This is a genomic window from Streptomyces sp. CC228A (genome assembly GCF_021390935.1).
Lineage (GTDB): Bacteria > Actinomycetota > Actinomycetes > Streptomycetales > Streptomycetaceae > Streptomyces.
The window spans coordinates 92,301-104,909 of record NZ_JAJPUI010000012.1 but is presented as its reverse complement, the minus strand read 5'-3'; the positions used below and the strand labels follow the sequence as shown (position 1 = coordinate 104,909).

The 12,609-nt window shown below is 73.8% G+C and carries 8 protein-coding genes and 1 pseudogene; 2 read left to right on the top strand and 7 right to left on the bottom strand.

Translation table 11 applies throughout. The features are described from left to right. The first annotated feature begins 37 nt into the window (after nt 1–37). Entirely contained in the window at nt 38–4,969 is a 4,932-nt protein-coding gene (locus L6E17_RS27500) for an NAD-glutamate dehydrogenase (RefSeq protein ID WP_236243365.1), read from the top strand. Nucleotides 4,970–5,077: 108 nt separating this feature from the next. Here L6E17_RS27500 and L6E17_RS31700 read toward each other — a convergent pair whose 3' ends face one another. The 6 genes from L6E17_RS31700 to L6E17_RS27475 form a co-directional block, all read right to left on the bottom strand. After that, the gene (locus tag L6E17_RS31700) at nt 5,078–5,494 is read right to left on the bottom strand and encodes a hypothetical protein (protein ID WP_374109164.1); all 417 of its coding nucleotides are present in this window, start codon (nt 5,492–5,494) and stop codon (nt 5,078–5,080) included. Further along, nucleotides 5,470–6,228 carry a glycosyltransferase 87 family protein gene (locus L6E17_RS31695; protein ID WP_374109163.1) on the bottom strand — a complete coding sequence of 253 codons (759 nt, stop codon included), beginning with the start codon at nt 6,226–6,228 and terminating at the stop codon, nt 5,470–5,472. The genes L6E17_RS31700 and L6E17_RS31695 overlap by 25 nt, the downstream gene beginning before the upstream one ends. A 59-nt stretch (nt 6,229–6,287) precedes the next feature. Beyond that, the gene (locus tag L6E17_RS27490) at nt 6,288–6,431 is read right to left on the bottom strand and encodes a hypothetical protein (RefSeq protein ID WP_236243364.1); all 144 of its coding nucleotides are present in this window, start codon (nt 6,429–6,431) and stop codon (nt 6,288–6,290) included. 226 nt (nt 6,432–6,657) lie between these two features. Then, the gene (locus L6E17_RS27485) at nt 6,658–7,569 is read right to left on the bottom strand and encodes an IS982 family transposase (RefSeq protein ID WP_236243432.1); all 912 of its coding nucleotides are present in this window, start codon (nt 7,567–7,569) and stop codon (nt 6,658–6,660) included. Nucleotides 7,570–7,603: 34 nt separating this feature from the next. Beyond that, nucleotides 7,604–8,401: an ABC transporter ATP-binding protein gene (locus L6E17_RS27480; protein ID WP_236243363.1), complete on the bottom strand. Its 798-nt coding sequence runs from the start codon at nt 8,399–8,401 to the stop codon at nt 7,604–7,606. Then, complete coding sequence (locus L6E17_RS27475; RefSeq protein WP_236243362.1) at nt 8,394–9,317, bottom strand: ABC transporter permease; 924 nt, start codon at nt 9,315–9,317, stop codon at nt 8,394–8,396. Before L6E17_RS27475 ends, L6E17_RS27480 begins: the two co-directional genes overlap by 8 nt. 140 nt (nt 9,318–9,457) lie before the next feature. Between L6E17_RS27475 and L6E17_RS27470 the strand changes: the two genes are divergently transcribed. Continuing rightward, entirely contained in the window at nt 9,458–10,078 is a 621-nt protein-coding gene (locus L6E17_RS27470; protein WP_236243361.1) for a TetR/AcrR family transcriptional regulator, read from the top strand. A gap of 266 nt (nt 10,079–10,344) precedes the next feature. Here the strand turns inward: L6E17_RS27470 and L6E17_RS27465 are convergent. After that, nucleotides 10,345–12,429, bottom strand: a pseudogene (locus tag L6E17_RS27465) (CDP-glycerol glycerophosphotransferase family protein); the annotation flags it as partial. Nucleotides 12,430–12,609: the final 180 nt, after the last annotated feature.

Sequence of the window (12,609 nt, the reverse complement as noted above, 5' to 3'; positions counted from 1 at the left end):
ACGTCACGCAACGGCGCGCGACAGGAGCCAGAGGACCATGCAGACCAAGCTGGACGAAGCCAAGGCCGAGCTGCTCGAACGGGCCGCTCGGGTAGCTGAGCACGAGAGCGGTGACCGCCCGGACCGGGCGACCCTCCTCGACTACCTCCAGCGCTACTACCTGCACACCGCTCCCGAGGACCTCACCGACCGTGACCCGGTGGACGTCTTCGGCGCGGCACTGTCGCACTACCGACTGGCCGAGAACCGCCCCCAGGGCACGGCCAACGTCCGGGTGCACACCCCGACGGTCGAGGAGAACGGCTGGACGTGCAGCCACACCGTCGTCGAGGTCGTCACCGACGACATGCCGTTCCTCGTGGACTCCGTGACGAACGAGCTGTCCCGCCAGAACCGGGGCATCCACCTCGTCGTCCACCCCCAGGTCGTCGTGCGCCGCGACGTGACCGGCAAGCTCATCGAGGTCGTCACCGACGGCGCCGAGCCCGGCGCAACCCGGCCGCACGACGCGCTCGTCGAGTCCTGGATCCACGTCGAGACCGACCGCGAGACCGACCGCGCCGACCTCAAGCAGATCACCGCCGACCTGCTGCGCGTCCTGTCCGACGTCCGCGAGGCCGTGGAGGACTGGGAGAAGATGCGCGAGGCCGCGCTGCGCCTCGCCGACGCTCTGCCCGACGAGCCCACCGCCGACGACCTGCGGCCCACCGAGGTCGAGGAGGCCCGCGAGCTGCTGCGCTGGCTCGCCGACGACCACTTCACCTTCCTCGGCTACCGCGAGTACAACCTCGTCGACGGCGACGCCCTCGCAGCCGTGCCCGGCACCGGACTCGGCATCCTCCGCTCCGACCCGCACCACAGCGGCGACGACGCCCACGGCCACCCCGTGTCGCCGTCCTTCAACCGGCTGCCCGCCGACGCCCGCGCCAAGGCCCGCGAGCACAAGCTGCTCATCCTCACCAAGGCCAACAGCCGGGCCACCGTCCACCGGCCCTCCTACCTCGACTACATCGGGGTGAAGAAGTTCGACGCCGCCGGCAACGTCGTCGGCGAGCGGCGGTTCCTCGGACTGTTCTCGTCCGCCGCGTACACCGAGTCGGTGCGGCGCGTCCCCGTCATCCGCCGCAAGGTCGCCGAGGTCCTCGACGCCGCCGGGTTCTCCCCGGACAGCCACGACGGCCGCGACCTGCTGCAGATCCTGGAGACGTACCCGCGCGACGAGCTGTTCCAGACGCCCGTCGACCAGCTCCTCGCCATCGTCACCAGCGTCCTGTACCTCCAGGAGCGCCGGCGCCTGCGGCTCTACCTCCGCCAGGACGAGTACGGCCGCTACTACTCGGCGCTCGTCTACCTGCCCCGCGACCGCTTCAACACCACGGTCCGCGAGCGGCTGACCGACATCCTCAAGGAGGAGCTCGGCGGCACCAGCGTCGACTTCACCGCCTGGAACACCGAGTCGGTCCTCTCCCGCCTCCACTTCGTCGTCCGCGTCCCGCAGGGCACCACCGTCAGCCCGCTCACCGACGCCGACGCCGACCGCATCGAGGCCCGCCTCGCCGAGGCCGCCCGCTCCTGGGCCGACGGCTTCGCGGAGGCCCTCAACGCCGAGGTCGGCGAGGAGCGCGCCGCCGAGCTGCTGCGCCGCTTCGGAGGCGCCTTCCCCGAGGGCTACAAGGCCGACCACATCCCGCGCACCGCCGTCGCCGACGTCGTCCAGCTGGAGCAGCTCAAGGACGGCGGCAAGGACTTCGCCCTGTCGCTGTACGAGCCGGTGGGCGCCGCGCCCGGCGAGCGCCGCTTCAAGATCTACAAGACGGGCCCGCAGGTCTCCCTGTCCGCGGTGCTGCCGGTTCTCAACCGGCTCGGCGTCGAGGTCGTCGACGAGCGGCCGTACGAGCTGCGCTGCGCCGACCGCAGCCACGCCTGGATCTACGACTTCGGCCTGCGCATGCCCGCGCCCGCCGGGAGCGGTGGCGACTACCTGGGCGACGACGCCCGCAAGCGCTTCCAGGAGGCGTTCGCCGCCACCTGGACCGGCCGCGCCGAGAACGACGGCTTCAACGCGCTCGTGCTGGGCGCCGGCCTGGACTGGCGGCAGGCCATGGTGCTGCGCGCCTACGCCAAGTACCTGCGCCAGGCGGGCTCCACCTTCAGCCAGGACTACATGGAGGACACCCTCCGCACCAACGTCCACACGACCCGGCTGCTCGTCTCCCTGTTCGAGGCGCGGATGTCGCCGGAGCGGCAGCGCGCCGGCACCGAGCTCACCGACGGCCTGCTGGAGGAACTCGACGGGGCGCTGGACCAGGTCGCCTCCCTCGACGAGGACCGCATCCTGCGCTCCTTCCTCACCGTCATCAAGGCGACGCTGCGGACCAACTTCTTCCAGAAGGGCGCCGACGGCGCGCCGCACCCGTACGTGTCGATGAAGTTCGACCCGCAGGCCATCCCGGACCTGCCGGCCCCCCGCCCCGCCTTCGAGATCTGGGTGTACTCGCCGCGCGTCGAGGGCGTCCACCTGCGCTTCGGCAAGGTCGCCCGCGGCGGCCTGCGCTGGTCCGACCGCCGCGAGGACTTCCGCACGGAGATCCTGGGCCTGGTCAAGGCGCAGATGGTGAAGAACACCGTCATCGTGCCGGTCGGCGCCAAGGGCGGCTTCGTCGCCAAGCAGCTGCCCGACCCGGCCGCGGACCGCGACGCGTGGCTGGCCGAGGGCGTCGCCAGCTACCGCACCTTCATCTCGGCGCTGCTCGACATCACCGACAACCTCGTGGGCGGCGAGGTCGTGCCGCCCGCCGACGTCGTCCGGCACGACGAGGACGACACGTACCTCGTGGTCGCCGCCGACAAGGGCACCGCCACGTTCTCCGACATCGCCAACGAGGTCGCCACCGGCTACGGCTTCTGGCTCGGTGACGCCTTCGCGTCCGGCGGCTCCGCCGGCTACGACCACAAGGGCATGGGCATCACCGCCCGCGGCGCCTGGGAGTCCGTGAAGCGGCACTTCCGGGAGCTCGGCCACGACACGCAGACGCAGGACTTCACGGCCGTCGGCATCGGCGACATGTCCGGTGACGTGTTCGGCAACGGCATGCTGCTCAGCGAGCACATCCGGCTCGTCGCGGCCTTCGACCACCGGCACATCTTCATCGACCCGAACCCGGACCCGGCCGTCTCCTACGCGGAGCGCCGCCGCATGTTCGAGCTGCCCCGCAGCTCCTGGGCCGACTACGACACCGCGCTGCTCAGCCCCGGCGGCGGCGTCCACTCCCGGCAGGCCAAGGCCATCCCGGTCAACGCCGCCATGCGGGCCGCCCTGGGCATCGAGGACGGCGTCACCAAGCTGACCCCGGCCGAGCTGATGAAGGCGATCCTGCGGGCACCCGTCGACCTGCTGTGGAACGGCGGCATCGGCACGTACGTGAAGGCCGCCCACGAGTCCCACGCGGACGTCGGCGACAAGGCCAACGACGCGATCCGCGTCAACGGCGAGGAGCTGCGCGTCAAGGTCGTCGGCGAGGGCGGCAACCTCGGCCTCACCCAGCTCGGCCGGATCGAGTTCGCCCGCAGGGGCGGCCCCGGCGGCGAGGGCGGCAAGGTCAACACCGACGCCATCGACAACAGCGCCGGCGTCGACACCTCCGACCACGAGGTCAACATCAAGATCCTGCTGAACGGGCTCGTCGCGGAAGGCGACATGACCGTCAAGCAGCGCAACAGGATCCTCGCCGAGATGACCGACGAGGTCGGCGCGCTGGTGCTGCGCAACAACTACGCGCAGAACACCAACCTCGCCCTCGCCCTCCAGCAGTCGGCGTCCCTGCTGCACGCCCAGCAGCGGTTCATGCGCCGCCTGGAGCGGGACGGGGCCCTGGACCGGGACCTGGAGTTCCTGCCCTCCGACCGGCAGATCCGCGAGCTGCTCAACAGCGGCAAGGGCCTCAGCCAGCCCGAGCTGGCCGTCCTCCTCGCCTACACCAAGATCACGGTGGCGGAGGAGCTGATCGCCACCGACCTGCCGGACGACCCGTACCTGCGCGGGCTGCTCCACGCGTACTTCCCGACGAAGCTGCGCGAGGAGTTCCCCGAGCACATCGACGCGCACCCGCTGCGCCGCGAGATCGTCACGACGGTGCTCGTCAACGACACCGTGAACTCCGGCGGCTCGACGGTGCTGCACCGGCTGCGGGAGGAGACCGGCGCGTCCATCGAGGAGATCGTGCGGGCGCAGACCGCCGCCCGCGCCATCTTCGGCCTCGGCGCCGTCTGGGACGCCGTGGAGGCCCTCGACAACCGGGTCCCGGCCGAGGTGCAGAACCAGATCCGGCTGCACTCCCGGCGCCTCGTCGAGCGCGGCACCCGCTGGCTGCTCAACAACCGGCCGCAGCCGCTGCGGCTCGCGGAGACCATCGACTTCTTCGCCGAGCGCGTGGAACTGGTCTGGTCGGAGATGCCGAAGCTGCTGCGCGGCGCCGACCTGGACTGGTACGGGGGCCTGGTCGACGAGCTGACCGGGGCGGGGGTGCCGGACGAGCTGGCGGCCCGTGTCGCCGGGTTCTCCTCCGCGTTCCCGACGCTCGACATCGTCGCCGTCGCCGACCGCACCGGGAAGGACCCGCTGGCCGTCGCCGAGGTCTACTACGACCTGGCGGACCGGCTGCGCATCACCCAGCTGATGGACCGGATCATCGAGCTGCCGCGGGCCGACCGCTGGCAGTCCATGGCCCGCGCCTCCATCCGCGAGGACCTGTACGCCGCGCACGCCGCGCTCACCGCGGACGTCCTCGCCGCGGGGAACGGCACGTCGACGCCCGCCGAGCGGTTCACCGCCTGGGAGAGCAGGAACGCCGCGCTGCTGGGCCGCGCCCGCGCCACCCTGGAGGAGATCCAGGGCTCGGAGGCGTTCGACCTGGCGAACCTGTCGGTGGCCATGCGGACGATGCGGACGCTGCTGCGCACGCACAGCTAGCGGTACGCCCCGCGGGGGCGCCCACCGGCACGGTGGGCGCCCCCGCGGCGTATCCGGAAGCCTCGGACGAGGACGCCGCCCGGCGGACCGGCAGCCGGCGCGGCGGTGTCAGGGGACCCGCAGCACGTCGGGCGCCGACTCCTCCCACAGCAGCCGGCACGACAGCAGCGCCGCCCACACCAGCAGCCCGTTGCGGGCCACCAGCAGCGCGCAGCCCAGCGGGGTCACCGTCAGCACCTGGAGGTACAGCACCGGGTAGACGAGCGCGCTGAGCGCCGCCGCCGGCAGCAGCAGCAGCGCCACCGGCCGCTGCGTCGTGGCCCGCGACGTCAGGCACACCGCGGCGAGCCCCAGCAGCCACACCATGTACTGCGGGCTCAGCACCCTGCTGGTCACGGTGACCAGCAGCACCGCCATCAGCGCCGCGTCGGCGGGCGTGGCGGCCGACCAGTGCAGCGACCGGACGCGCCACAGCAGCAGCCACACCAGAGCGGCGCCCGTCAGCACCAGGGACGCGCCCGCCACGACGGCCGTGTACGGGCCGGTGAACTCGAACGCCCCGTACCGGTACACCACCTGCCCCGGCCAGCCCGCCAGCCGGGCGACGGACAGCAGCGTGCCGCCCACCGACTCCACCTGCACCCCGCGCCCGCCCTGGTGCCGGAGGAACCCCAGGGCCTGCGGGTACAGCAGGAGCAGCGCCGCCGCACCGGCCGCCGCGGTGGCCACCAGCGCCCCCAGGACCGGCGGGTCACCCGTCCCCGCGGCGTGCCGGCCAGCGCGAGCAGCGGCCAGCCCTTCACCAGGGCGCCCAGTCCGACGAGGGCGCCGCCCAGCCGGGCCGGTCCCGCCCGCACCGCGAGCAGGCCGCCCACGGCGAGCGCGGTGACGAGCACGTCGTACCGGGCGAGCGGCAGGTGCAGCAGCAGCGGCAGCGCGCACGTCCAGTACCAGGCGCCGGCGGCGCAGTCGCCGCCGCGCGCCCGCGCCAGGGCGAGGGCGACGGCGGCGTCCGCCGCCAGGGTGAGGGCGACGAACGCCTGGAAGTACGTGAGTCCCGGGACCGCGCCCGGCGCGAGCAGCACCAGGGCGGCGCCCGGCGGGTACTGCCACGCGGTCTCGTCGGCGGGGAGCACCCCCCGGGCGAGCTGCTCGTACCAGTACCGGTACAGGACGTGCACCTCGCGCCCGACCCCGCCGATGCCGAGGGTGTCGTGGGCCAGCAGCCACAGCATGCCGCAGCGGGTGAGCAGCCACACGGCGGCCAGCGGCAGCAGCCCCGGCCGGGGCGGCCTGCGGAAGCGCAGCCTGATCCGCCTCAGCCGCGGGGGCGCAGGGCGCGGGGCGGCCGCTGCGCCCGCGGGGTGCGGGGCTTCTCCGGCGGGTCCAGGGGACGCGGCGTGGGCGGGGTGCGCAGGGCACCGCCCAGGCCGAGACGGCGTGGACGCGGGGTGCTGGTCATCTCCGCGCACTTTAGTGGCCTATGTCATGCTGTGCCCCGTTTTGCTGGCGTGGGGGTGAGGGCCCTGGGGTGTGCCCGGTCGGTGGCGGGTGGGGTGGGCGAGGCCCGCGGAGCGGGGCGTCCGGCCGGAGGCGGGCGGGGCGCCGGCGCAGTGGGCCTGGCGGACGGGCGGGGGCGACCGGCCGGGCCGGCGGGCCCGGGGACTAGATGAATGAGTCCGATGTCTTCAGTGGTCGTAGGCGATCAGTGATCGCTTGACGGGGGCGTTGGTGGCCCAGTTGTGCCAGATGCCGGCGGCGAGGGCGAGGAGTCGTTGGCCGGTGCGGGCGAAGACTCCGGCTGGGGTTCTGCCGCCGTGCTGTTCGAGGCTGAGCTGGCCCTTGAGGGTGTCGATGACGGCTTCGATCCACTGCCGGACCCGGGCGATCTTTCCGTGCCGGGCTGGTTCGTCCTCGCGGTCCGGCCGCACCAGATGAACCCCGAGCCGCTCGGAGCAGAACGCTTCGAACTCCTTCCCGGCGAAGCCCTTGTCGGCGAGGATCACCTGTCCTTGGCGGACGAGGTGGTGGTCGCGTTCGAGTAGCGCGGCCATCACCTCCCGTTCGCCGATCTTGGGGTTGGCCAGGCACCAGGTGACGGGCATGCCTTCGGCGGTGGTGACCAGGTAGAGGCGGAAGCCCCAGAAGAAGCGGGAGTGGCTGCGGCAGTAGCCGTACCCGCAGTGTCCGGCCAGGTCGGAGCGTTTGACGGTCTCGCGGGAGGCCGCGCAGGGCAGCGGGGTGGAGTCGATCAGCCGCAGGTCGTCGTTCCAGGTCGGCACCTGCCGGGCCAGTGCCTCGATCACGCGGCTGATCAGGGGGCCTGCGGCGTTGAGGCGCTTGTTGTAGGCGGACTGCTGGGGCAGGTAGCGGAACAGGTGGCCGAGGCGGGCGTGGGCGAAGCGGATCCAGTGCCGGGCCGAGGGAAAACCGAGCAGGACCTGGGCGACCGCCAGGCACAGCAGTTCGGCGTCCGTCAGTTTCGGGGGTCGCCCGATCCGGCGACAAGGCGCCACATGGTCGTCGATGAACACGTACAGTGCCGCCAGAAGGGCGTCCAGGTTGTCTTCACACACTGACCAACGGGCGCCCTTCGCCATGGTCGCGACCAGCACGAACATCGGACTCATTCATCTAGGTGCGGCCCGTCTCCTTCTCGTACGCCTTGACGACCTCGTCCACCGGGCCGTCCATCAGCAGCCGCCCCGCCTCCAGCCAGAGCGCACGGTCGCAGGTCTCGCGGATGGTGGAGTTGCTGTGGCTCACCAGGAACACCGTGCCCGCCTGCGCCCGCAGCTCGTCGATGCGCTTCTGGCTGCGCCGCCGGAAGGCCGCGTCACCGGTGGCCAGGGCCTCGTCGATGAGCAGCACCTCGTGCGACTTGGCGGCGGCTATGGAGAACCTCAGCCGTGCGCCCATGCCGGAGGAGTACGTGCGCATGGGCAGCGAGATGAAGTCGCCCTTCTCGTTGATGCCGGAGAAGTCGACGATCTCCTGGTAGCGCTCCTTGACCTCCTCGCGGGTCATGCCCATCGCGAGGCCGCCGAGGACGACGTTCCGCTCACCGGTCAGATCGCCCATCAGGGCGGCGTTCACGCCGAGCAGGGAGGGCTGGCCGTGGGTGTAGACGCGGCCCTCGCTGCACGGCAGCAGCCCGGCCACGGCCTTCAGCAGCGTCGACTTGCCGGAGCCGTTGCTGCCGATCAGCCCGATCGCCTCGCCCTTGTACGCGGCGAAGCTGACGCCCTTCACGGCGTGCACCGTCCGGGCGCCCGGCGCGGGCCCGCGGCCGCGCCGCGACAGGATCCGGGACAGGGCGGCGGTGGCGGCGCCGCGGCCGCCCCTGGACCCGCCGTTGACGGTGTAGGTCACGTGGACGCCGTCGGCGACGACGGTCGGGACGCGTTCCCCGGTGGTGGTCGGTTCAGCCACGGCCGTACGTCTCCTCTGCCTTCCAGAAGTACACGAACCCGCCGGCGAAGGCGGCCACCGCCCAGCCGGCCGCGGCGGCCCACACGTGCGGCGGCAGCTGCGCGGAGGTGTAGCTGTCGATGAGCGCGAAGCGCATCAGGTCGATGTAGAGCGCGGCCGGGTTGTACGGCAGGACTGCGGCCACCAGGGCCGGCAGGTCGCGGTCGGCCAGGACGTGCTGGATGCTCCACATCACGCCCGACCCGTACATCCAGGTCCGCAGCACGAACGGCATGAGCTGGGACACGTCCGGTGTGCGGGCCGTCAGCCGGGCGAGGGCCAGCGTCAGGCCGGTGTTGAACAGCGTCTGCAGGGCCAGCGCCGGCACGACCAGCAGCCAGGACGCGCCCGGCCGGATCCCGCACGCGAGAAGAATGACGGCGAGGGTCGCCAGGGAGAACAGCAGCTGCTGGAGCTGCTGGAGGGCCAGTGCGATCGGCAGGCTCGCCCGCGGGAAGTGCAGCGCCCGCACGAGACCGGCGTTGCCGCTGATCGCGCGGCTGCCGGCCATCAGCGAGTTCGCGGTGAACGTCCAGACGAAGACGCCGGTCACCAGGAACGGCACGAAGTCCGCCACGTGGCTTTTCGTGTCCATCAGTACGCCGAAGACGACGTAGTAGACGGCGGCGTTCAGCAGGGGTGTCGCCACCTGCCAGAGCTGGCCCAGCTTCGCCTGGCTGTACTGCGCGGTGAGCCGGGCCGTCGCGAACGCGGCGATGAAGTGGCGCCGCGCCCACAGCTGCCGCACGTAGGCCGGCAGGGACGGCCGGGCGCCGCTGACACTCAGCCCGTGGCGCAGCGCGAGCGCCCGCAGGTCCTCGGGGGGAGCGGGGGCGCCGCCCTCCGCCGGCCGGGCGAGGGTGGTGGCAGGACTCACCAGGCGTACGCCTTTCGTGCGGTCGTCTCGGGAACGCGAAAACCGTCGGGACGGACCCGTATCGTCGCTACGGCGAGGTTAGGACGTCCGTACGACGGAACGCAACCGTCGCGTCGTGACGGGTGCCTGCGCAACCGCCTATGATCCCCGGCATGACGCCACCGCCGCCCGCCCCCCGCCGCGCCCCCGCGGGAGCCGCCGTGCTCCGCGAGGACGTGACCCGGGCCATCCGCGCGGCCGTCTTCGAGGAGCTCGCCGCCGTCGGTTTCGCCCGGATGTCCATCGAAGGCATCGCCCGCCGGGCCGGGGTCGGCAAGACCGCCGTCTACCGCCGCTGGAAGTCCAAGCTGTCCCTCGTCCTCGACCTGGTGACCGCGTTCGCCGCGCAGGGCCTCCCGGCACCCGCGACCGGCTCGCTGTACGGCGACGTGCGCGCCCTCCTGGAGGTCGCGGCCCACGCGCTGCGCCACCCGGTCGCCTCCCAGGTCATCCCCGACCTGCTGGTGGAGGCCGCGCGGCAGCCGGAGATCGCCGACGCGATCAGGACCGCACTCCTCGACGGCCAGCGCGGAGTCGCCTCCCAGGTCGTCCGGGACGCCGTGGCCCGGGGCGAGCTGCCCGAGGGCGCCGACCCGGAGCGCGCCCTGGACCTGATCGTCGGCCCGCTGTACTGGCGGCTCGTCGTGGTCCGCTCGCCCCTGCCGGACGGGTACCTGGACGACCTCGCCGCATCGGCCGTCGCCGCGCTCAAGGCCGCGTGACACGGGACGCCCCGAGCACCGGCGCCCGTCGTACCGGGACAGCCCGCCGCCCGGGCCGGGCGCGCCGGGCACCCCTTCCGGGGGCCCGGCGGCCCCGTGGTCGCCCGGGGAAGCCTCCCGCCGCCCCGGTCCCGGCTACCGGCGCTGCGGCCCCCGACGGGGACGTCACGTGCCGCGGCCGCCGACGGCGCCGGGGCGGGTCGGCGCTCCTCCCGGGGCACGACCGGCGGCAGCGTCGACGGGTCCTGCCCGAGGAACACGTGCCGCACGACCCGCTCCGCGGCGTGCCCGTCGTCGTACGGGCAGAACCGGTCGCGGAACGCCGCCCGCAGCTGCGCCGAGCGCGAGCCGCGCCAGTGCCCGGTGGTGAAGATGTCGATCAGCTCGTCCTCGCTGCGGGCGACCGCCCCCGGCGGGAAGGCCCGCACGTCGAGGTAGGTGCCGCGGGCCGCCGCGTACGCCTCCCAGTCCTCGGCGTGCACCACGACCGGGCGGTCCAGCACCGCGAAGTCGCACATCAGCGGGCCGTAGTCCGTGACCAGGGCGTCCGACGCCAGGCACAGCTCCTCGACGGACGGGTGCGCCGACACGTCCACCACCCTCGGGTGGTCCGGCAGGTCCGCGGCGCCCAGGGCGAGGACCGTGAACCGCGGCCCGAGGGACAGCACGACCCGCTCCAGGTCGAGCAGGCGCGGCTGCGGGGTGACGTAGTCGCGCACGGCCGGGGCGTACAGCACCGCGGTGTGCCCCTCGGCGATCCCCAGCGCGGCGCGCACCGCCGCGACGTCCGCCGCGGTGGCCCGCAGGTACGCGTCGGTGCGCGGCGAGCCGTACTCCAGCACGCCGTACGCCGCGGGGAACGCCCGCTCCTGCACCAGGGTGGCGTGCCGGTTCGCGGTGACCACGTGGTCCCAGGAGTCGGCGGCGCGCAGCAGCGACACGGGGTCGACGGCGCCGCGGGCGGCAGGCCGCCGCTGGAGGTCCAGCCCCTCGTGGCCGATCGGCGTGCCGTGCCGGGCGCGCACGAAGACCTGGCCCCGCCGCTTCACCAGCCCCTCCGCCTCCCCGGCGGTGTCCCCCACGTGGTACGCCGAGCGGGCGAGCGCCGTCCAGTACGCGGCGGTGCCGGGGCGCAGCACGCGGGGGTCGGCGGGCACGGGGCCGCCCTGCCCGTGCCCGCGGATCCAGGCCGTCCGCATCCCGGGCAGCAGTTCGCGGACCCGCTCCTCCAGCGCGGCGGGGCAGCCGCTGTAGCCGGGGCTGCCGGGCGCGGCGAACACCGCGTGGTCCGCCCGCAGCGGCAGTAGCAGCTGGATCCGGTAGTGCGCCCGCAGCAGCGCGCCGCGCAGCCCCCGCAGGACCCCGCGGACCCGGTGCGCCGCCCGCCCCCGGGCCGCCCGGGCCGCGACCAGGGCGCGGAAGAGCCGGCGGGCGCCGAGCCGGACCAGGCCGCGCGCCACCCGGCCCGGCGCCTCCGCGGCGGCACCGCGGGTCAGGTGGCGGCGGTGGTGGGCGCGCATCAGCCGGAAGAACGCCGCGCGCCGGGCCGCCGGCACCCGGCCGGGCGCCGAGAACAGCGCGGCGAGGTCCTCCGCCATGCGGCCGAAGAGGGGGGCGCGCCAGCGCGCGAGGGCGGAACGGCTGTCGACGTACGCGAAGAGGCGGTCGTACTGCGCGAACACGTCGAAGTCGCGGTCGCCGCGCACCCGGCCCCGGTGCGGGCGGTGGTGCACGCACACCCGGTCCAGGGTGGCGAGCGACCCGGCGGCCATGAGGGCGGGGTACGTGAACGGCAGGTGCCCGTGGTGCCCGGCGGGGAACCGGAGGCCCTTGCGCTCCAGGAACTCCCGGCGGTACGCCCTGTTCCACACGACCGGCGGCACCCGCAGCAGCCCCGGCCGGTCGGCGAGCGTGAAGGGGGCGGGTCCGGCCTGCGCCAGGTGGCGGCGGGCGGCGTCGGGCCGCGGTTCCCCCGTCCACGGCACGTGGGCGTGGCCGTAGAGGAGGACGTCGGGGGAGCCGGTCTCCTTCAGCCGGTCCGCGACCGCCTGCAGGGCGTCAGGGGCGAGGACGGTGTCCCCGTCGAGGAACAGGACGTAGTCGCCCTCCGCCCGGTCCAGTCCCGCGTTGCGGGCGCGCCCCGGCCCGCGGCCCGCCGGCAGCCGCAGCACCGCGACCCGCCGGTCCCGGGCCGCCGCCTCGTCGGCGATCTCCGCGCAGCCGTCCGCGTCCCCGCCGCAGACCGCGATCACCTCCAGGTCGTCGAAGGGCTGCGAGAGCACCGACTCCAGGCAGGCGTGCAGGGAGGACCGGACGTGGTACGCGGGGACGATGACGCTGAACCGGGGCATGGCCCGGGAACGCCCGCCGGGCACGGCGGGTTACGCGCACGTGCGTCATCCGAGGAGTGCCCGGACCGTCCTGCCCGCGATCCCCGGGTTTCCGGGCGTTCGCCGAGGTGACGTGCGAGGGCGGCGACTTGACGAGGCGTCAGTGCCGCTCGCGCCCTCACCTGCCCTCCCTCACCTGCC

Coding starts and splice junctions, on each gene's coding strand:
- L6E17_RS27485 (WP_236243432.1), bottom strand. CDS start 7,569: ATGGCGAAGGGCGCCCGTTGGTCAGTGTGTGAAGACAACCTGGACGCC.
- L6E17_RS27500 (WP_236243365.1), top strand. CDS start 38: ATGCAGACCAAGCTGGACGAAGCCAAGGCCGAGCTGCTCGAACGGGCC.
- L6E17_RS27470 (WP_236243361.1), top strand. CDS start 9,458: ATGATCCCCGGCATGACGCCACCGCCGCCCGCCCCCCGCCGCGCCCCC.
- L6E17_RS27490 (WP_236243364.1), bottom strand. CDS start 6,431: ATGACCAGCACCCCGCGTCCACGCCGTCTCGGCCTGGGCGGTGCCCTG.